Annotated in this window: 15 protein-coding genes; 10 read left to right on the top strand and 5 right to left on the bottom strand. The window is 50.6% G+C overall.

From position 1 onward, the window contains the following. Positions 1 to 17: 17 nt before the first annotated feature. Genes ACYVEA_RS00255 through ACYVEA_RS00225 form a run of 7 tightly spaced genes read left to right on the top strand, consistent with a single transcriptional unit; the run spans position 18 to position 14,818 of the window. Positions 18 to 3,932: a caspase family protein gene (locus tag ACYVEA_RS00255; protein WP_461111283.1), complete on the top strand. Its 3,915-nt coding sequence runs from the start codon at positions 18 to 20 to the stop codon at positions 3,930 to 3,932. Between the two features lie 43 nt (positions 3,933 to 3,975). After that, positions 3,976 to 6,807, top strand: coding sequence for an nSTAND1 domain-containing NTPase (locus tag ACYVEA_RS00250; RefSeq protein WP_461111282.1), 2,832 nt, complete (start codon positions 3,976 to 3,978; stop codon positions 6,805 to 6,807). A 10-nt stretch (positions 6,808 to 6,817) separates the two neighbouring features. Continuing rightward, positions 6,818 to 8,350 carry a hypothetical protein gene (locus tag ACYVEA_RS00245; protein WP_461111281.1) on the top strand — a complete coding sequence of 511 codons (1,533 nt, stop codon included), beginning with the start codon at positions 6,818 to 6,820 and terminating at the stop codon, positions 8,348 to 8,350. 5 nt (positions 8,351 to 8,355) lie between these two features. Beyond that, entirely contained in the window at positions 8,356 to 9,099 is a 744-nt protein-coding gene (locus tag ACYVEA_RS00240) for a hypothetical protein (protein ID WP_461111280.1), read from the top strand. A 12-nt stretch (positions 9,100 to 9,111) separates the two neighbouring features. Further along, complete coding sequence (locus ACYVEA_RS00235; RefSeq protein ID WP_461111279.1) at positions 9,112 to 10,233, top strand: caspase family protein; 1,122 nt, start codon at positions 9,112 to 9,114, stop codon at positions 10,231 to 10,233. An 11-nt stretch (positions 10,234 to 10,244) separates the two neighbouring features. Further along, complete coding sequence (locus ACYVEA_RS00230) at positions 10,245 to 11,636, top strand: DUF4384 domain-containing protein (RefSeq protein ID WP_461111278.1); 1,392 nt, start codon at positions 10,245 to 10,247, stop codon at positions 11,634 to 11,636. Between the two features lie 50 nt (positions 11,637 to 11,686). After that, positions 11,687 to 14,818, top strand: a complete 3,132-nt coding sequence (locus ACYVEA_RS00225) for a WD40 repeat domain-containing protein (RefSeq protein ID WP_461111277.1) — start codon at positions 11,687 to 11,689, stop codon at positions 14,816 to 14,818. A gap of 645 nt (positions 14,819 to 15,463) precedes the next feature. Here the strand turns inward: ACYVEA_RS00225 and ACYVEA_RS00220 are convergent. Next, the gene (locus ACYVEA_RS00220) at positions 15,464 to 15,733 is read right to left on the bottom strand and encodes a hypothetical protein (protein WP_461111276.1); all 270 of its coding nucleotides are present in this window, start codon (positions 15,731 to 15,733) and stop codon (positions 15,464 to 15,466) included. 111 nt (positions 15,734 to 15,844) lie between these two features. Between ACYVEA_RS00220 and ACYVEA_RS00215 the strand changes: the two genes are divergently transcribed. After that, complete coding sequence (locus ACYVEA_RS00215) at positions 15,845 to 16,795, top strand: helix-turn-helix domain-containing protein (RefSeq protein WP_461111275.1); 951 nt, start codon at positions 15,845 to 15,847, stop codon at positions 16,793 to 16,795. 78 nt (positions 16,796 to 16,873) lie between these two features. Next, the gene (locus ACYVEA_RS00210; protein ID WP_461111274.1) at positions 16,874 to 17,626 is read left to right on the top strand and encodes an SDR family NAD(P)-dependent oxidoreductase; all 753 of its coding nucleotides are present in this window, start codon (positions 16,874 to 16,876) and stop codon (positions 17,624 to 17,626) included. A 23-nt stretch (positions 17,627 to 17,649) separates the two neighbouring features. Here the strand turns inward: ACYVEA_RS00210 and ACYVEA_RS00205 are convergent, their stop codons facing one another. From ACYVEA_RS00205 to ACYVEA_RS00195, 3 genes are all read right to left on the bottom strand, one after another. Beyond that, positions 17,650 to 17,841 carry a hypothetical protein gene (locus tag ACYVEA_RS00205; RefSeq protein WP_461111273.1) on the bottom strand — a complete coding sequence of 64 codons (192 nt, stop codon included), beginning with the start codon at positions 17,839 to 17,841 and terminating at the stop codon, positions 17,650 to 17,652. A gap of 88 nt (positions 17,842 to 17,929) precedes the next feature. Continuing rightward, positions 17,930 to 19,372 (bottom strand): family 43 glycosylhydrolase, encoded by a 1,443-nt coding sequence (locus ACYVEA_RS00200; protein ID WP_461111272.1) that lies wholly within the window; start codon positions 19,370 to 19,372, stop codon positions 17,930 to 17,932. 41 nt (positions 19,373 to 19,413) lie between these two features. Beyond that, positions 19,414 to 20,172: an acetylxylan esterase gene (locus ACYVEA_RS00195; RefSeq protein ID WP_461111271.1), complete on the bottom strand. Its 759-nt coding sequence runs from the start codon at positions 20,170 to 20,172 to the stop codon at positions 19,414 to 19,416. Between the two features lie 249 nt (positions 20,173 to 20,421). On the opposite strand from ACYVEA_RS00195, the gene ACYVEA_RS00190 reads away from it, so the two are divergent. Further along, positions 20,422 to 20,859 (top strand): SRPBCC family protein, encoded by a 438-nt coding sequence (locus ACYVEA_RS00190; RefSeq protein WP_461112930.1) that lies wholly within the window; start codon positions 20,422 to 20,424, stop codon positions 20,857 to 20,859. 185 nt (positions 20,860 to 21,044) lie between these two features. On the opposite strand, the gene ACYVEA_RS00185 is transcribed toward ACYVEA_RS00190, so the two are convergent. Further along, a complete protein-coding gene (locus tag ACYVEA_RS00185) occupies positions 21,045 to 21,455 on the bottom strand; it encodes a winged helix-turn-helix transcriptional regulator (protein WP_461111270.1) in 411 nt (136 codons plus the stop codon). Between the last annotated feature and the right edge of the window lie 10 nt (positions 21,456 to 21,465).

Raw genomic sequence — 21,465 nt, 5'->3', positions numbered from 1 at the left:
CCCAACCTTCCTTTATTATGGTCTTTTCCAATTTACCCTCCCTTGAAGAGCGCTTTCGCCGTACTGGTAACGGGGGCGAGTATGTGTTGAAACCCATTGCCGTGCCGGTTTCCCATGAGTCGCTGACGCTGAACGGCTTGCTCTGCATACCCGCGCATCGGTCAGGCTATTATCACGACACCGTGTATGCCAAAGAACGTATCGTCCTTCATTTCACCGCCGGGGGACTGACGGGCGACATGAGTACGCTGACTCGTCAGGATTACCACGTATCGGTGCCCTTCGTGATTGCCCGCGATGGGACCGTCTATCAGTTGTACTCGTCTAAATTCTGGTCAGGGAACCTGGGCGGAGAAGCGCTCGGAAACGCCGGTAACAACCAGGATAAACGCACCATTGGCATCGAAATTTCTAATTACGGGCCACTGACTCCCAAGTCGGGCGGACTTCAAACGATTTATGGCGATACCTACTGTACGCTAACTCAATCGGACGCGTTTCAGAAACTGACCGTACCATTCCGGGGCGAGTCGACCTACGCTACATTTACTGATGCGCAGTACGACAGTCTGATTGTTCTGCTACGTTACCTGACAACGCAGTACGCTATCCCCCGGCAGTTCATCCCCGAACCAAAGCGCTACCTGACAACGCCCGACGTGCTGACTTTCAGGGGCATTGTATCACACGTCAATTACCGACAACGTGGCAAGTGGGACCTGGGTCCGGCCTTTAACTGGGCTCGGGTAATTACGGGCGTACAGGCTGGTACGTTCGTTCCCGCCCAGCCACAGAGCCGGGATCTTGCGCTTGTGGAAGAAGCCGCGTTAACATCGGAAGAGGCCATGATCCCGTTGTTACCTCAGGCTAAATCGGCGGCACTGGAAGACGAGCCCTACGAGGACGCCAACTGGTTGCCTTTGGAAATGATCGACCCCGGCCCCGAAACGACCCCGCCTGCTACCGTATATGCGCTGATTGTGGGGGTTGATACCTATCAAAGTAATGTCATCCTGCAAAATAGCGTTCGGTTTCCGGCACTGCGTGGTTGTGTAAATGATGCGCAGGCGGTAAAAACGTACCTGGAAACGGGATCGACGGCCATGGTGAAATCCCTGTTGCTAACGAATGAAGCGGCCAGTAAAGCGGCCATTGTGAAGGCCTTTCAAACCCATCTCAGCCAGGCTAAAGCTGGTGATGTCGCCCTGTTTTATTTTTCGGGCCATGGCACGCAGGAGTGGGCCGACAAAACGGTCTGGACGAGCGAAACGGACGGTCGTCTGGAGTGCCTTGCCTGTTACTACGATGAGCAGACATCGGATGATTTTCTGCTGGTCGACAAAGAGTTGCGCTACCTGATCGGGCAACTTGCCGCCAGCAAACCGGCTGCCGAACGACCACAAATTGTCGCTATTTTTGATTGCTGCCACTCGGGGGATAACACCCGAAATGGTGAACAGATAGCGACGGCTTTTACCGATGTGGTTGAAAAGCGAATACCGTTTTCGTTTCAGCAACGGGCCTGGGAGCAGTTCATTTTCGGGCAGACGATTTCCGAAGACACCATCCGGCAACAGGGCGTTGCGAAAGCAATTCCAGAAGGAACGCACGTACAACTTTCGGCTTGTGAATCCGATGAGTCGGCGCTGGAGGTAAGCGGTGAAGGCGTGTTCACCAAAACGCTGCTGAATGTGCTGCGTCAGGCGGGTGGCCCCCTTAGCTATTACTCATTGCGGAGCCGCGTTCGGCAATATCTGCGCAACGTGTTCGACCAGCGCCCCCGTATCTACGTAGCCAATGGCGACGATGCGTTGCTCTACGCCAATTTCCTCCATCAGCCAGGCCAGGCCAATGCCCTGACGACGGGCGAAATTGTTTACGTTTCCGGGACAAATGGTGGGTTGGGAAACTGGTTATTGAACCGGGGAGCCATCCACGGCATAACGCCGGAACTGTCTGCTTTTGTGGTTACTGACCCCCACGACCCATTGGGAACGTACCGGGCCAGCGTCGGTACGGTGCAGGTAGATCACACGTATCTAACCTTTGAAGGGCTGGCGCCGAACAACCTGAAAACTACGTATCAAGCCGCCATACCGGGCCTGATGGCACGCCCGATTGCCGTCTGCGTCAATCACCAGGACAGTTCCCCGCTGGAACAAAAGCAACTGATGGATGGATTGATGAACCAGACCATCGGCTACGTAGTCCCGCAGGATGATGAGTCGCGGGCCGACTATGTAGTACAGAACCGCGACGGCCGGTATTATATCACGCTGCCAAACGACCCCTTCCGGCCCCTCACCCAACCCGTTAATGCGGGTTCAGACACGACCGTGCTTCAGATCGCCGATCAGTTGCGCCACCTCTCGCAATGGGCGTTTCTGGCATCGTTAACCAACGCTGGTTCCAATGCCTTGCCTGCCAGTACGTTGCAGGTTGAATGCGTCTGTGTTGACACGAATGGGGGCGAGGTGTCTATTCTTCAGGCCGACGGATCGATACCTATCCAATACGAGAAAGCACCCGATGGCGTGTGGCGAAGTGCCTTTCGTATGAAGGTGACAAACCCTACGCCGACTAAACTATATTGTTCGGTGCTCTATCTGGATACCGAATTTCAGTCATTCCTCGGCTTTCTAAATCCTACTACGTACCTGCTGGAACCGGGTAACTCGGTGTATTTGAGCAGTAACGGCAAAAACATTCTCAAATCACGCTTACCTGCCGTTACGCAGGCCTACAACTGGCCATCGCGTATCGAATACCTGAAATTTATCGTCAGTACCGACGAGTTCGACGTGCAGTCACTCGCCCTGGCTCCGCTTCCCGAACCTCCGCTGCCGGGTCAGCCTGAAGAAAGTGGTAACAGGGGCAGTCTGGAAACCGACGAATCTTCGGTGGCACTGAAAGGCTGGTCTACGCAGCAATACCGTCTGCACCTGGTCAACCCTGTCTTCAATCGGATCGAGGGTGACCGGCTGGATGTGATGCTCACGGATCTGCGAACGGCGCCCTTCGCCCTGGGGCTGTATTTCGATGCCGGTACCCGTCCGGACTGGCAGATCGATTACCAGCTTAAGCCAGAAATTCAGCTTGTCGGCGCATCGTCTCTCGCGCTGGATGAGCGTGGGTTTATCAGTGGCGTGGGGTTAAATCTGGCGAATGCCGTTGCCCGAAAACTGCGTAACCAGCATTATCAGGCGGTCATTAAGCAATTTCCTGATCGGATTCGCATGGTTTCCGAAGGCGATTCCTGGTTTCAGCACCCGCTGGTAACCGACATCATCGATCATCTGGGGCGGGTGTATGCCATTCACTGCGTGGCTGCTGCTGGCGATACGTTACGTAACATCCAGCGAATGGGTGAATATCTGGATGACATAGACGAGCAAAAACCAACGTTCTTTCTCCTCAGTGGGGGCGGCAACGACATCCTCGGCGACCAGTTTCGAACCTACTTGAAAGACAAGCCCGACATGGGTGGAATTGCGGGCGAAAATCCCCGACGGTTTCTGAAAGACGAACTGTTTTCCGAACTGGACTCCCTGCGCGATGTGTATCAGACGGTCTTTGGGTTGCTCAAAACAAGCCACCCTGATCTACACATTCTGGTGCACGGGTACGACTACATCATTCCGCTGAGCGTGACGGATAAAGGCTGGCTGGGCCGGTACATGATCGAAAAAGGCATTGACCGACAGGAAGACCGACAGGCAGTCATTAGCCTGATCCTGGACGAATTCAATAACCGGATGCAGAGCGCAGCCTCTTCTTTTTCAAATGTGTCCTATATCAACGCCCTGAACACCGTCCGGCCCAATCAATGGTATGACGAAATCCACCCGAATAGTGATGGTTTTCAGCAGGTGGCCATGAAGTTCATGAAACGAATTAACGAAGTACTGGCTCTCAGAACTACGCCAGCCTGACCCGTTGCTTTACCTGGTAATAGCCTTCTAACCAATGCCGTACATGACTACGCCGTTTGCCATCTTCCCAAATCGTCATGCGTTCCTCCTGGGAGCGCAGGCGTATACGGATGCGGGTATTCGGTCGTTGGAAACACCCAGGCAGGACATTCAGCTTATGGGCAAGGCACTGGCGGCTTACGGCTATCAGATCCATCTGTACCCGGACCCCAACAAAGCTACGTTCGTTCGATTATTGGAAAGCATCCCAACGCTCGATGCTGATGGAGACGCCCAGATTGTGATCTACTATGCCGGACATGGCGTGGCGCTCACCCAGCAACAAACCGACGGACCGCCTATCTACGGCGGTTATCTGTTGCCCATCGACGCCCGGCGCGGGCAATTCGCCGAGACAGCCATTTCCATGCAGTGGATAGCCGACCAGATAAAGCAATTCAATGGGAAACAGGTGCTGCTGATTCTGGACTGCTGTTATGCGGGTGCCATGCGGCAGGCAGCGGCCAGCTTTCGGGGCGGGATTGACACCGAGTCGGATGAAATTTCGCAGGATGATTTTGGGCACTATACCCGCTACCGGGCTAATCAAATCCTGACCTCGTCGGCGCACAACCAGCAGGCGCTCGATCAGTACGTTGGCTCCGACAGCGCTGATCAGCAGGCCACTACGTCGCCATTTGCTACGTTACTGGCCCGCGCCCTGACGAATCGTGATGCCGACAGCAACCGAGACGGTATTGTGACGGTATATGAATTGCAGCTCTACATCCAGCAGCGGCTCGAAGCAGCAGCGTCGCTTCAGCAGCATGAGCAGACCTCCTGCCTGTTCGACTTTTCGAGCCACGAGGGCGGGGAGTTCCTGTTTCTGGAACCGTCGTTCACGCCAACCAGCCTGGGGAAACGGCAGCGCGTCAATCCTTACAAAGGGCTGGATGCCTACCAACCCGAAGATAGTTCGCTTTTCTATGGGCGCGATTCAGCGATCAGTCGACTGAGTCAATTGCTTGACAACGAGACATTTGTTGTAGTGGTAGGGGCATCGGGCACAGGAAAGTCATCGCTGGTGAAAGCCGGTGTGCTGGGGCCGTGTCGCCGGGCGGGAACGACTTATGCGACTATCCGGCCCGGCAAAAATCCGCTGGCTGAACTGGATCGTATCCGGGAAAACCCACCCCATCTGCTCCTGATCGACCAGATGGAAGAACTCGTCACGCAAGCCGACAATCATTCAGATGAGAAACTAGGGCAGTTTTTTGACGGGCTGAGGGCATTTCAGCGAAGCGAAGCAGGTCGGCATATGAAGGTGGTGGCTACGTTGCGTATCGAATTTGTGCCGCAAATTAACCGGCTGGAGCGGTTCTGGAATACCGATAAACAGCAATACACCATTCCGGTGCTGGACGTCGATGCGTTGCAGGAAATCATCATCCGACCCGCGCTTCAAACGGGGATGTTTTACTACCCCGAAAAAGAAACCGTTGCCCGGATTATTGAAGATTTTCGGCATTATCCGAACGCTCTGCCACTGCTATCGCTGGCGCTGAATGAGTTGTACGAACGGGGGAAAGACCGACCCGAACGAACTATTTACGAACGCGACTACCCTGGCATCGGACAGATTCTGGAACAGAAAGAGGAAACGATTCTGGAGCCGTTTCGGGAAAATATCGGCTTCTTTCGCGATCTGCTGCTGCGGTTTGTCGCCTTCCAGGGCGGGGAATTCGTGCGTCGCCGGGTCGATGCGGTTGAACTGGATTTTGGTCCTCACAATCAGCCACTCTGTACGCAAATGCTGAAAACGCTGACCGAGAACCGACTGCTGACGGGGCGCGATGCGGAAGCCGGTGACGGCTATTACGAACTGACGCACGAAGCGCTGATCGGGTCGTGGCAAACGTACCGGCAGTGGATTCAGCAACTGGGTTCGGCGCAATTGACACAGCGCGAAGAGTTGGCCGAAGCGGCTCAACGCTACGTTCAACTGGGCAGCAGGCGGACCTACACCTGGGGTAGTACGGCCCTGATGACTCTGATTCGGGCCGGAAGGCCAGCCAATGCCCGGCTGTCCCGATTCTGGAATTTTCGCTCGTTCTCGTCACAGTTTAGGCAACTGAGCTGGCTGTCGGTGCCCGAGCGGATATTTATCAGGCGAAGTTTCGGGGTGCAGTTGCAGAACAAACTAGCCCTAGCTGGACTCGGGATGATCATTTTTGTGGCCACCAGTATAGCCTTGTTTCTTCAGACGCGGGACGATTATTCGCGCTTGCTGAACAATGCGCAATACGCTGAGTCGCAGAATGCCTACAAGACCGCGCAGAAGGACTACAAGGCGGCTGATACCCTGGCGAACCGCAGTGTATTGCTGGGATTAGGTCGTCGGTTTCTGCGTATACCTCCTGATTCGCTGCCCGTCTTTACCGATCTGGCCGGACAACGTGACGTAGTATTTACGTCGCTAAACCGGGAGTTGGCGCGGGCCGATACCCTGACGACGAATCTGATGCTGTTGCTGGCTGGCCGGAATGATCAAAGCCGGGGTAGTCAGGGTGTGGCGCAGGCTTGCCGGGCGTTTGGGCAGTTTATTCAGACCGACGCCCTGTATCGGGCGCTTGACGATAGCCTGCGTCAGCCGCAAACCCGCTCCCTATTGGACAACGCCACCCTTGGACGGCTCCTGAAACGGGCACGGGAAGGGTATCGGGTGACGGGCGTGATGCGCGAAAACCTGCTGGCCATCTGCCGGGAGGTGCAGGAGGGGTATCTCCTGAACCGTCGCCCTGATTTGGCTACGCAGTACAGTGGTTATATTGACGCACTCGATACGTACCAGCAAAAAGTGTCCACAAAAAATAATTCGTTACTCTTTTTTAATTGACTCCTTTATTATGAGAAAACTGTATCCTGTTCTTGGAATTTTAATTATCTGCTTCGGAATAATAAGTGGATGCAAGACATTGTTTGATGTGGTGCCTGCTAAAGGCATTAGTTTACCTATTGATTTGAAGAAAATAACTGTAAGTCCTCCCTTAATAAAACAAACATTTTTCCCTGACCTCACTATTGTTTCTGAATATTTTGCAGTTATTAATTACACCAAAACAGATTTAGCACTTAGCTTCGGAGCACTAGCTTTTTACAATAGTTCGGAGGCTGATGCTTTTGTTCGAGAGCGCAAAATTATTGGCGTACCTGAACCGGTGTCTTTCGTACAAGGTAAATTAACAAATAGTTTGTCTGCCACTATAAGTTACGACAATACAAAGGGTCAATATATATACGTAACACCATTCGCTTATAAAGCTGGCAGTAAAGAAGATAGTATTGCAATTTATGTAAATCATGATTACCGTAAAGTATTTTCATCGCAAGGCTATATCCAGTTGAAAATTAGTCCTTGGACTTACGTTGGAAATCTCCCTGGATCTAAATTTGATGGTGGGGCTCTTCTGTTTCCTGCTAATGAAAAATTATTTTGTATCAAATATGATAACAATGAGTTCGATACGCCTGGAACAATTTACGGTTTTGAATCAGATACTACAAAAATTCAATGGATAGCTAAGGGGAGTTTTGCAAACAAAGTCCAAACGGCTGATCCGGCTATTTATGTTCCGAGTCTTTATATTCGAAGTATAAAAGATGCGTATTTAGACCAGAACGGTTCATACCATTTGTTTGCAAATTCATTTGCTGCTTCCCCCATTTTAACTGGTGGAACAATAGAGTTAGTAACACCGCCCAACCAATTTACTATCAATACAGCCAAAACAGGATACAATGATGTTCAAAATACCTACTTGCTAATAAATAAACAGGGTGACAAACTTGTTACTATCAAATCTAATATTAATAACACTAGTGGTTCTACACTTACTCTTTCTTCTAACAAAAATTCATCTTTTACTACAACTGAGTATTTAGCGCCTAGTAGTCGTTTTCTTGATCTAGTGTTTATTATTAATAGTAAACTGGTGTATGCCAATAGTATAAATCCGAACACTTTTAATGTTTATGACCTGACCAACCCAAGTCTTAAAAAAATTTTAGGGCCATTAACGTCTTCAGGGTCTTCACAAGAAATATGGTCGGGAGCTGGATGCAAGGCTTTATCGATATCAAAGGGAGATAGTGCTTATATATTGAACAGTTTACTGAATATTTATAAAGTAAAGCTTTCAACCCCTTTCTCAAAGTCTCCTTATTCGCCATCAACACCAGATAACACACCATATTTTAGCAGTATTTATCAAGGTTGGTTTCCTGCAAACACGGCAAGGGATGTTAATTCGGGTTTTGCGTTTGGAAATAGTTTGTGGTTCGTAATCAATAAAAATGAACTCTGGAAAATTAATCCTGATCAGCTTACTACTACATTTAGTCGCCCCGGCGATGTTACCCCCGTTTATCTTTATCCCTAACCTCCATGAAACAGCGCTCTATTCTCAAAATGCATTGGCTACTAATTTCCATTATTTTCTTGCCTACTCTGCTGACCACAACCGCTTTCGCCCAGTCGAAGCAGAAACCCTACATTGCCAACATCCGGGTGGAGGTGGATACGGTGAAAAAGAACGTCCGGTTTAAGTATGATCTGCTTCGGGCCGAACCGGAAGATTCCATCTATGTCCAGCTTGAAACGTCCAATAACATCTTTTACCCCAAAGCCGTACAGGGCGATATTGGTACGAATCTGACGCCGGGCTACGACAAACTTTTCTTCTGGGACCCACTCGCCGATCACCGCAAACTCAATGAAAATGTCAATGTCAGTTTCGTGATCCGTACGTACTCGGTCAATGATTCATTGTCTCCTAAACGCCAGGGGCCATTCCTGACCAAACGACAGGTTATCAACATCAGCCGGTGGACGGTTAGTGCGGCTTTAACAGGTATTACCGTAGCCAAAAGCATTACGTTACTGCGCGACATTAAGGCTTATAACGATGCGGCTCCGCCGATCAATGCGCTGGAGAAAGTAGGGACAGATCAGCAAAAAGCCAATCTGGATGCCCAGCGGAGCCAGTTGTATCCCTGGATGGCTGCGTCGGCTGCCACCATCCTCATGAACGCCATCTATACGCTGGTCCAGCCGAAGCCCCGGCAGGCGCTGCAACGAATCAGTCTACAGGGCCAGGGTTCCTCCATCAGCCTTGCTTACACGTTCTAACTAACCGACCTCATGAACCGTATTTTATTGCTTATCAGCCTGCTGGCTCCCCTGTGGGTAGTCGGTCAATCCTATAAAATAACCGACAAGGTTTCTGTTAAACTGAACACCGAACAACTGTTTCCAGCCCCGCCAACGATCACGTGGGCGAGTATGAACCAGGCCGACACAGTGGTCAATAGTGCTACGTTCCTGCTCCGGGTATGTGTGGCCAACTTTTCGGGAAAGACCGATTCATTACGGGTATTTGTCAATAAGCAGGAACTGGCTAAAGAGCGTAGCCTGCGCATTGGGAAAGAGGCAAATCCGTGCCCCGATACGTATTACTTCACCCGGTCAATCAACCTGGGTGAGGGCGAGAACGTCATTCGGGTGGTGGCTACGAATCCAACCGGGGTCAGTGAGTCGCGACGGACGGTGAAAAATTTCAAACCCGAAACCCGGCTGGCGCTAGTGATCGGGAATGCGGCTTACCCCGGCGAGGATGCGCTGAAAAATCCCGTCAATGATGCCACGGATATAGCCAAAGCGCTGGAGAAACTGGGCTTCAAGGTGATGCTGAAAACCAACGTCAACCGGAAAGAAATGGCCCTCGAAATCAACCGCTTTGCCGAGCAACTGGCTACGTATCAGGTTGGTCTGTTCTACTACGCGGGTCATGGTATTCAGATTCGCGGGGAAAATTACCTGGTGCCCATCGACGCGATTCCAACGGATCACCAACCCGATGAAGCGGAGATAAAAACCAACTGCGTACCGGCCGATGACCTGTTCCGGCAACTAGATAATACCGATGCCCTGGCCAAAATCATTATTCTGGATGCCTGTCGGAATAACCCGTTCGACGGGCCCAGCTCGCGGGCTATCGGGGGCGATGGCGGCCTGGCACAGATGCGTACGCCCATTGGCTCGTTGATTGCCTACGCCACCAGTCCGGGCAAAAAAGCCAATGATGGGTCTGGGAAGAATGGGCTGTATACCGAAGCCCTGCTTCATAATATCCAGCAGCCCAATATGCCGCTGGTGCTGGTGTTTCAGAACGTCAACCGGGAGGTACAGATATCTTCCCGGAATACACAGGCTCCCTGGTACAACACATCGGGAACAGGTGATTTTTACTTCCTGCGACGCTAAAACGAAAGCTCATGATCCAGTCTTGCCTGCGGGCTTTTTTTGTGTTGATACCTGGCTTGACCGTCTTGATTTGTCAGGACGTATATGCACAACCGTTTGTTGGTGGTTTGAAAAAGATGACAGGCAGGGATATTACGGTGGGCAATAAACTGGCTGTCTCCGACGATGACTTCGCCAAACTGCCCAAGGCTGTATCTTATGAGCGATTTTGCCCCATCGCTGGCAATCAGAATGGTAAAGCAACAACGGTTGCCTACGCCACGGCCTACTATCTCCGAACGATACTGGAAAATCAGGCGCAGAATCTCAGTGAGACAACGACCGTGAACGCCAATCGTTTCTCCCCAGCCTACCTCTACAGCCGGATCAAATCGAACGACGATGCCGATTGCAGCGCGGGTGCCGAGCTGGAAACGGCTCTGCGTATGTTACGAACCGAAGGTGTTCCGCTCCTGAAAACGGTGGGTGAACAGGCCTGTAATCCGCCCGTGTCAACTGTGGCTTCACAAGAGGCTTCCCGCTATCGCATCAGTGATTATGAGTTGTTGTTCGGGCCGAACGACTCGAAAATTAACAAGCTGAGGCTGCTGAAGAAAACCCTGGCTGGGGGTACACCAGTGGTGATTGAGTTTCAGGCACCGGAGTCGTTTACACTGGCTAAAAAAGTGTGGACGCGGGCCACCAATGAGACCCTGGACATGGCTCCCTATGGTCTGGCGCTCTGCGTTATCGCGTATGACGACAACCAGACTGGCGGGGCCTTTCAGGTGGCAAATAGTTGGGGAAGCGGCTGGGGCGATGGCGGTAAAACCTGGATTACGTATCAGGATATGCTGACTTTTACTCGAGGAGCCTACCGCGTATCGCCCGTGTCGACAGCTCCTAAGGCAAGGCTACTGGCTGGGCAGGTAGAAATTCGACTGACAACTGGTCAATCGGTGCCGGTTGCGCTCACTTCGGGTGTGGGCGTGTATCAGCCCAGTGGCCCGTACCCGGCTGGTCAGGAAATAAAGCTGTATGCCAGCAGTTCAGAGCGAACGTACCTGTATATTTTTGGATTCAGTCCGGACGGGGTGAACCGTTACGTACCGGGCAGCGATGAATCCACTCCCGTTGTGCGCCCCGGCGACCCGTTCGTATTTCCCGCACAGAGCCAGACGGTTACGTTGGAAAAGGCGATTGGCCAGGATTATCTGCTATTTCTGTTCTGTCAGGAACCCATTGGCGACGTAGGGATGCTGACCCGAAAACTACAGCAAACCCCCGGAACGCCCCGGCAGAAAATAGCGGCTGTAGTCACGAATCAACCAGCCAATGGCATCGAATATGCGGCTGACGCTATGAAATTCAGCCTGACAACGGCGAAGACATCAGTGCAGGTGCTGGTTCTGGTTCGTTTATAATGGCCGGTGCAACGATTAATCCCTACTTCACTCGAAAATAAGATGATTTTATGAGCAACGTCCGTGCTGGCTATTTCCTGGTTATCCTGCTGCTGGTGTGGTCGAACAGGATAGTTGCTCAGGGTAGGCCGCAGCCGGAGTCAGGGCAGTTCTGGGACAAACGGGGGCAACAGTTAATGGGAAGTGGGCAATTTGCACGGGCCTATTCCGCCTTTCAACTGGCCCGCAGCCTGGGTGCGTCAGGTATGGTACCACGCATGAAAGAAGCGCGTCGACGCAATATCAACCACATTTTGTTGCAGGGCCTTATGGCCGAAGCGCGCGGACTGGCCGAAACAGACCCTGTGCAGGGATTGCGCCTGCTCGAATATGCGAACAAAAACTTTCCTGATAGTAATCGAATTGTCCAGATGTTCGGCGATATCATTAACCGACCTAATCTGTGGCTTTATAGCCTGAAAGGTGCAGCCATCTGGCTATCACCTCAAGGGCTGTACATGATAGCAAATACGCAACCCGCCCGCTTGTATGCGTGTCGGAGCGATTCGCTGGCGGTGCGCTACACGTTTAAGGAACCGGTACACAATGTTTTCTTTTCACCTGATGCACACTTTGTCTGGGTCATTACGTCAACCAGGAGCGTTTTACTCGATTGCGGAAAACAGTCCGTTCGGGAAGTGAGCCAACAAGAACTAAACATTGAAGCGGCAACATTTTCGGCCGATAGTCGCTACGTATTCCTTCGGAAGTCGGGGGAGTCTGTGGCCAAATTATGGCGGATACAATCGGGGGCGCTGGTGCCGACTGTGATTACTCATCAGAATCATCTGGGTGAACCGCTGTTTTCGCCCGATAGCCGGTATGTATATGTGAACACCCTGGAGGGAACAGAAACGACTGGTCAACTTTGGCATCTTTCTGACGATCAACCGAACTTACTACGTCGTTTTACGGGGCTGGATGCGGTAGCACAGGTCGTTTTTGATGTCCATAGTCATTGGTTGCTGGGGGCTGGCCGGGAACCGAATACCCTGCTGCTGGCTGATCTGCAAACCGACAGCGTCCGTACTGTCCGGCGATTTGTTAGCTGCCACGCAGATCGGCTGGCCATGGCTTTTTCACCCGGAGGGGACTGGCTGCTGCTGAGTTTTCTTCGTCCCGACGTTGATAGTCTGTGGGCGTTGGCTAAACATAGTTTGCGTCCTAGGTATGCGTTTCAGCCGGAGCCAGGTCCGTCGGGCGGGTCAGTACGGGTACTAAGCCGGTTCTCCCCCGATGGTTCCTGGTTGCTTCGCAGTACGCCAAACGAACTGACCCAGGCACAATGCTGGAATCTGCACAGCCCCGTACCGACGATGGTCCACCGGTTTCAACAGAAAACGAACGTAGTAAACGACGTTTTCTCGGCTGACAGTCGATACCTCCTCTCACGACATACCGGTTCCATTCGGGATAGTTTATGGCGGTTTAATACAACAGGTCCAGCGCCCGTTCATGGTTTTCGGACGCTCCTTCGGACAGTCGGTAATGATGACGACACGAAGCCGCTGACCTGTTTTTCGGCCGACAGTCGCTACCTCGTTACCTACCATGCCGGGGCTGTACCAGACAGTCTTTGGTCGCTGGATGAATCAGGACTGGAGCCACTTCATGGATTTTCGGAGCGACTGTCAGTTCAGCATAGTCGTTTCTCAACCGATACCCGATGGTTTGTTGGTGGCTCAGAAGAACGGACAGGAGCGACACTGTATAATCTGTCGTTGCTGCGGGCGATGCAGCGGCCAAAGGTGAACTATGCGTTTACAGATGCCCGGTTTTCAGCCAGCGGTACGTATTTGCTGGGGCGTACCACGGCTACCGATTCGGCAACGGTGCTCTATCAGATCGAAGCCGGACAGCTTCGGTTGATCCAGAAACTAAGTCAACCGTTTCTGATTGACGAATGCCGGTTTCTGGCCAACGACCGATTTCTGTTCACCTACCACGAGATCGGTGGGGCGTCTGCCAGACGACGGTTCGCTAATTATATCTGGCATCTGACTAATACAGGGATCCGGCCGTTGATGCTGCTTACCGAACCGGCAGTGCGTGTGGTCGACGCCATGAGTGGGCAGTTTCAGTTTGCACCCCAGTCCATAAACGTAGCTGCTACATCGGGCCGGAGCCAGTTTGTCAGTCGGGGTATCGTGACCTCCGCAGACGATCAGTATATGCTGGCTCATCCCGTAAGCGACCAACCCGACAGCCTGTGGTGGCTGAGTGATCGGGTGCACAGCATTCGAGATTTTAAGCAACGGGCTGCTTACCGAACGATTCAGCCCAGCGCAGGCAAGCCAAACCGGGTACTCACGGTGCCAGAGGTGGGTTTCGTGGGTAATTACTTATGGAGCCGAAGCGCTTTAGACAGTAGTATTTCGCTGTATCGACTGTGGGAAAACCGGCAAACGCAGGTGATGCTCCCGAAAGGAACTGCTACGTTATTAGGGTATTCGCCTATCACGAATTACGGGGTATTCTGCTTTTTGGGCCGCTTAAAGGCGCCGGAACTCTGGCATTACCACGCCCGCCACTGGCATTTCGTACAAAAGTTGCCTATGATAAGTCAGGACCTCAACTGGAACTGGGCTGAAAAACCCTTCGCCAATTTAATTAGCCCTGATGGGCAACTGCTTATCATTCCGACGAATAATAACCACTTGCTACTCTACCGGTTGAGCAGTCAGAAACCTGTGCTACTCACCAACCAGATTGCTCAGGTACGTCGTTTTTCGTTTTTAGAAACCCAAACGGCCCAGACACGAACTACAGGAGTTGTCTACAGTGATACTCAGCAAACGCATCTGCTGAGGCTTGGGCAGTCAACTTGCCTGCATACGATAGTAGGGGAGGGGACACTCCAGTTACTGCCCGTTTGCCGGTCTGGCCAACTCTATCTGGTACGCAGATTGGGAGACGGCCAAACGGGCATCGATGTACTAAGTCAGAAAACTGGTTTACGGTTAGCTGGCACGATCGTGCGCCAGTTTCTGGACATGACGATATTACCTACCGGTATGGTCTGGGTTATGACAGGCTCAGGTCTGCACATACTCTATACACCTACCGAGCGCCTTGTCTGGCTGCGACGGGCGATTATCGCACCACTGTCGCCAGAATTACAACGAAATTATGTGTTTAACTGAGTGGAGCAAAAATGCCTGTTACGCTAAAACTGACCTTGCAAATAAACCAGTTTCAGGTGTCTCCAGGGTACCCACGTCAAACGGCTAGATCTGGAAGAACTGATAAAATATAAGCCGGAGATTTATTTATGCATCCAGCCTGATTATTGGGTATGCTACTGAAGCTGTTTAGAATTTATCTTCTACAGATTCACTATCTCGTTTTGTCAGTCTGCTTTACCGGCACGGGCCGCCCCGCCTAAATCCCCTAAAGGGGACTTGGTACGTGCCTGAATAAAGTCCCCTTTAGGGGATTTAGGCGGGGGGGGCCGTGCCGATAAAGCAGACTAGAAAGAATAATCCTAAACAAGTTCACTGACTGGAGTTGACAATCAAAAATAATCGCCCCCTAAAACCCTCCCACTTAAAGCAAAGGAGCGGTCATATATCTGTTTGAAGAAGTGATTGAAAAAGAAAAACCAGCCGTTGCCAGCTTATTGTCAGCGAAAATGCCTAGGCATTAGAATTTGAGTATTCATAGTCATTCTGCCGGTTATTCAAGAAAGGTTCATCCACCTAAAATGATCGACCGCTTTCTGGCCGGATTTGCTGACGACCGGTAGATTCAGGCGCTACCCCATAATTTCGGCGAGGGCGAGAGCCGTACTACGGATACAGGGATTCCCTGGCGGCCAAACGCCTAACAGTCAAATTGGAAGTGAGTTGCTGCGCAGCTCCCGTAGGAGTAGCAATAGGTTTGAAACGTTGATTGCCTGTGGTTGTGTAGGTCGCATCTGCTGATTTTATAGTACCCACTTCATCAATAACAGCGCCTGATTGCAAGCAGTAATACAAATTTTTAGCAGGGAACAACTTGGAAAGAGCTTTGAGAAAAGGAGCATTCGTGATAATCTGAGCGCTTTGCCATCCAACCATTTCGTCGTACTAGTTTAAAAGCTAGCTGTAGTTCATTAGACCGGTATTGATCCAAACTGATAAGCGCTTTTTTTGGTTAGTATATAAATTTGATTTTCACAAAAGAACATTATGAGCGTAACCTCCTTTGAAGAACTTTGCAGCAGCTTATCCAACGGCACCTCAACTGAGCTGAGCGCATTGCTACCAGAAGGTATACAGCACGAAGTGGGACATTTTAACGTGTTCAACCTGACCGAACTTACCCAGACAAACCGTGAAAAACCGGCCATACCCTACGCCTGTCGTGCCTTTTATAAAATCAATTTTCTGACCGGAAAATCACGGGCCGAGTATCCCGACCGCACCGCAGAGATCACCCAGCCGTCCCTGATCTTCACGACGCCCAAAAGTCCGTTTACCTGGTGGCCCATTGGTCGGCAAAGCGGACAGTTTTGTGTGTTCACGGCCGACTTCCTCCACCCGACCAAAAGTGGCGTAATTCTCGACGAGCTTCCCATTTTTAAATCCCCGGAACACCCGGTTTTCGCATTGTCAGAAACTCAGGCGGCACGGGTGCAAGGTATTTTTGAGAATATGGCGGCCGAGATTACGTCTAATTATGCCTATAAATATGACCTGTTGCGTGCTTATACACTCGAGCTTGTACATATCGGGCAAAAGCTGCAATCAACGACGATGCTGCATCCCAATCACAGCGCATTTGCCCGGACAACCTCCTTGTTTATCGAGTTATTGGAAAGACAATTTCCGCTCGAAAACCCGCAGCAAAAAATAGCATTGCGCACGGCAAAACAGTTTGCTGACCAGCTCTCGGTGCACGTGAACCATTTGAATAAAGTACTCCGGGAATCTACGGGACTGACCACTACAGAACTCATCTCGGGCCGCATTGTGCAGGAGGCTAAAGCATTGCTCCTCCATACCGACTGGACTATCGCCGAGATCGCCGACAGCCTTGGTTTTTCGGACTTCGCGCATTTCGCTAAATTCTTCAAAAGTGAAACGTCTTTTTCGCCCGGTGCATTTCGCCGTCAGACAGAAAGTTTGATTTATACATAAATTTGATTGATAGCAACAAACCCCGACGTGCTCATTTGCCGGACTTTTGTATTCGTTTTTATTTTATACAAAAGTCAGATGACAACTCAGAAAATAGCACTCATTACCGGTGGAAGCCGTGGAATAGGCAAAGACATTGCGATGAACCTGGCGCGAAAGGGCGTCGACATAGTATTTACTTACCGCAGTAACAAATCGGAAGCAGACGCTACCGTTGCTACAATCCAATCGTTAGGCCGTAAAGCCGTTGCACTGCCGCTCGACATCTCGGAAACCAGTGGCTTCCCTGCTTTCTTCGAACAACTACAGGTGATAGTGCACGACAAGTTTGCAACAGACCGTTTCGATTTCCTCATCAACAATGCTGGCACCAGCGTGAGTGCTCCAGTCGCTGAAACGACCGAAGCACAGTTCGACGAAATGATGAATGTCCATCTGAAAGGCGTCTACTTTTTTACCCAGAAAGCACTAGGCCATTTGCGGGACGGTGGCCGGATCGTCAATATCTCATCCGCTGTTTCCCGCCAGACCTTTTCGGGCGTGTCCGCCTATGCGATCATGAAAGGTGCCATTGATGTCTACACCAGATACCTTGCCCTGGAATTGGGGCCAAGGGGAATCAGCGCCAACGTAGTTGCACCGGGTGCTATTTTTGGCGGCAGTACCATGCAGGATTCGCCGGAAATACGAACTTTTGTAGCTGGCATTACCGCTTTGGGACGGGTTGGGCTGCCGGATGATATTAGCGGTGTAGTTGCCTTTCTATGTAGTGAAGATGCGAAATGGGTCAACGGCCAGCGCATAGAAGTGACGGGTGGCGTAGGCCTTTAACGTAACAATGCCCTATTTTTCCACTACTTGTCATGGGTATACTCCGGCTGGTTTTTATCCATCGTCGGCTTGAATTTGTCCGGTTTGTATTTCATGGGAAGGATGTTTTTCGTAGTGTAATCCACAGTATCGCCAGTCTGCCCCTGGATCAGCCATTTATTGAGGCTTCCTCTTCTGGCGGTATTGTGGTTTTCCCGAAAGGTCATCCAGTTCAAGCGCGTATGTAATTGATTGTGTTTGACAGATAGTAAAAAGTCAACCCAATAGACGATCCTATCAACTGCAACGGGGTAACGAATAGCCTTAAGGAATCTTAAAATTCCATTTTGAATTATCGCTGTTAAAATCAAATTCTGCCAAGGTCGGTGTGCTATCTCCGGACGATACCAACGCGAACTTCTTTCCTGAGTTCAATACGATTTTGGGCATAATCCGGTAGGTGCCATCCGTCAATTGATCGATGCGCCATACCTGTTCGGATGCGCCGGTAAATGCCGGTACGGTTATCACTTCGGCATCGGCAGTTGCCGCTAAGGCCCGATCGGTCCCGGCCAAGACAATTTTATAATAGGGACCCCCTAAATAGCCGGTCGTATCAGGCGCATCGGTAATCGTCCATTGTTGATGAGGACGCGCCATGTAATCGCCTATTCTTAAACTAATAGTACCTGTTGGCCAGCTTTTTATCACATCGGCTAGTTGCTGAGCCGCAACGGGCTTTATCGGGTCATTATTAGGCTGACCAAATCCCCGTGGTCCAACGGCCATTCTGGTGAAATCAACAGCCAGTTCCAGGCCATAGCCTCTTCGTACGGATTCAATCTGATACGTGCCTTCCTTGAACTTTTCTCCGGCAACAGGCCAGCCATCTTTCCAAACCACCGGCAGTATGCCTAATACGCTCCGGCCACCTTGTGCTAAATCGGCCTCATAATGGATGGACATTTTTTCAACGCCTTTCTCAAGAACAATGTGGCCAAAATGCCCGGGACCGATTAATCCTCCGCGCGTGGCAACCACCAGTTTACCACCGCCTTCCAGCATGCTTCTGCCGACATTATCCAGGTAAGGGCCTGTTATTTTTTTTGAACGACCCACCACCACATTGTAGGTCGAGTTGGCCCCATCGCAACAACTGCCATGCGTGGCCAGCAGGTAGTACCAGCCGTCGCGGTAGACTAACGTGCTGGCTTCACATACGATGGCTACGTCCACGGGTTTATTACCTGCCTTGAGTTTTCCGGTTTTGGGGTCTAATTCGATCAAGCGGGTGAAGCCAAAATAAGTGCCGTAGGTTAACCACAGACGTCCGGTAGTAGGATCTAACATAACGCCGGGGTCAATGGCGTCATTCTCTTCATAGCCATCCGAGGTTGCCACTACAACTGGTTCAGAATAGGTAAAATCAGGGGACTTTGGGTCCAGGGTCTTGTTCCACATGGTCAGAATAGCACCTTTGTGGCTGGGTGAACCACCGGTTGCGCCATAGACGACCAGGTACCGATCCCCGATTTTGAGGACATCAGGAGCCGCTCCACCACCCGGTCTCACCCCGCCACCATACCAGGTCCAGCCATCGTCGGAAATTAACCCACCACCGCCGGTGCCGAATGTGTAATACTTGCCGGCACATTCAGCGATGGTTGAGGGATCATGGATAAAGGGTTTGCCGACCTGGGCCAGTAGGGTTTGTGTTACTAATAAGGCGAATAGGGTTGTCAGGCCGGTTACGTTCATTCGTTTCATGGACCAATTCATTTTAATTAGCTAGAACAGACTACTCACTATTATTCGTAACTGATGCTGAGGTTTTTTACGGGCGATCCTTTTTCATCTAAAAAACGAACGCAGAAATTAGCCATACCCGGTCCGTTTATGACGGCTCCACGGATGATGTTTTTCCCCTTTTTAAGCGTTAAACGGGCAGATGTACCATTATCAGCAATCATATCCCGGTCGCCGGAAAGGAGCAAGGCTTCCTGACCATTCAACCACCACATACTGCCGGAATTACACCCGGCCGCCATCCTGACGTTTTTGATTTCTTCAGGGCAGTTGATGACCGTGACCAGCCAGACAAGTATTCCGTATCTCGGTTTGTTAATGGCGTAGGTGAAATGGTACAGATTAACGTTGAAGGCCTTGCTGTCCAACGCATACCACTTCAGATCCTGGTTGCCCACTTTTCCCGTTTCACCATCTTTGGGAACGGTGGCGTAATCGCTGGAAAAATTATCGGTTGAAAACGTTGTTCTGAGGTAGTTGTCGGTGAATATATTATTCCGGACGATATCTTTCTTTACCGGTTCCAGCACCAGCCAGCGTTGAATAAATCCCCTGGCATCCGGTGCTTTTTTGGTGGCAGAGGCCGGTGTGAAGTGTTTGGAAAGGGTATGGGTCGTATCGCCTTTTAATGGTATTGGCGGGAGAGGTATTCTTTGCCCCGGACCTGGTCCCTGGGCAAAAGCGGTAAGGCCACCTAGTTGTAATGCAGATAAGACGATAAACGATATAAACGGCAATACGTGTTTGTATTTTGTATTCATAGCCTATTCTTGCTGTACTGAGTATTGTTTCTTATTAAAGCAGAACGGGCTACCTTTTACTGGACTTTTAGGGTGTCAAAAACAGTTTTGTAGCCGTTGGTAACTTTATCTCTTGAAACGCTTCTTTATTGTTCATTTCATTCAATAATAGCTTATGTCATGAGTCGACTCCCAACCAGATTAATTTTTACAACAGTCACGGCACTTATACGACAGTTTACATACTAGTTAAACAGCCAATACGTAGTGATGGATAAATTCTCAACGGCGATTACAATACAGGCTGAACCGGCTACAGTGTGGGCCGCTTTGACTGAGCCAGTAGTCATGGCTAACTGGTTAGCAGAGCCCGAAACCAAAATGGACGTGTATACTACTTGGCAGATCAACACGCCAATTTCTATTCGTGGCTTTCATCACGTAAACTTTGAAAATAAAGGGGTTGTACTACAATATGATAAAGAGCGAAAATTAACCTATAGCCATTTAAGTTCGCTGTCTGGATTGCCAGACGAATTAGAAAACTACTCAATTCTTGAATTTACTTTAACGTCCATTAATGCGTCTACCCGATTGATACTCACCATCGAAAACTTTCCGACCGAGTCCATTCAAAAACACCTGGAATTTTACTGGCGAACGACTTTGTTCCTACTTAAGGAAAGAGTTGAGCAGTCGATAGGGTGAGTGTAAAGCGTCAAAATGCACCCGGCTATTTTCCGGCCACAGCTGCAAACGGAGAAATTTAGGCGTTATACTATTTTGCCTGCTCATTTCCCAGCGCGAATAGTTGATGACCCAATGTCAGGGCTGATCAAACCCGATTATCCAGTGGATGGATTATAGGGATTGTGATTAACTAGTAGGATTCGTTAGGGCTTACCGCGGAGGGTTTCCTGGATTCGTTTGATGGTTCCTTCTTTGTCCTGCTGCAAGGCATGGAGCAGGTTGGGATTCAGGCCGGGGGGATTATAGGTGGACCCCCATAGGCCAATCTCCAGAATAATCGGTACCAGGGAAATGCCCTTTTCGGTCAGCCGATAGATAAACTTTGATTTCTTATCGGCGGCTACCTGCTTGGTCACAAAGCCATTCGTCTCCAGCATGCTTAACCGGTCGGCCAGGATATTGGTCGCAATCTGCTCCTCGGAACTCAGAAACTCGCCATAAGTCGATTTGTTGTTGAGGGCCATATCCCGCACGATCAGCAGTGACCATTTATCACCAAAGAAGTCGAGCGTGTAGCTCAGGGGGCATCCCGACCGGGGTCTAATCGCTTTCATAAAAAAATAA

The sequence above is a fragment of the Spirosoma jeollabukense genome (assembly GCF_054777855.1).
Note: the sequence above shows the minus strand (reverse complement) of the source record. Positions and strands in the feature narration are given on the sequence as shown.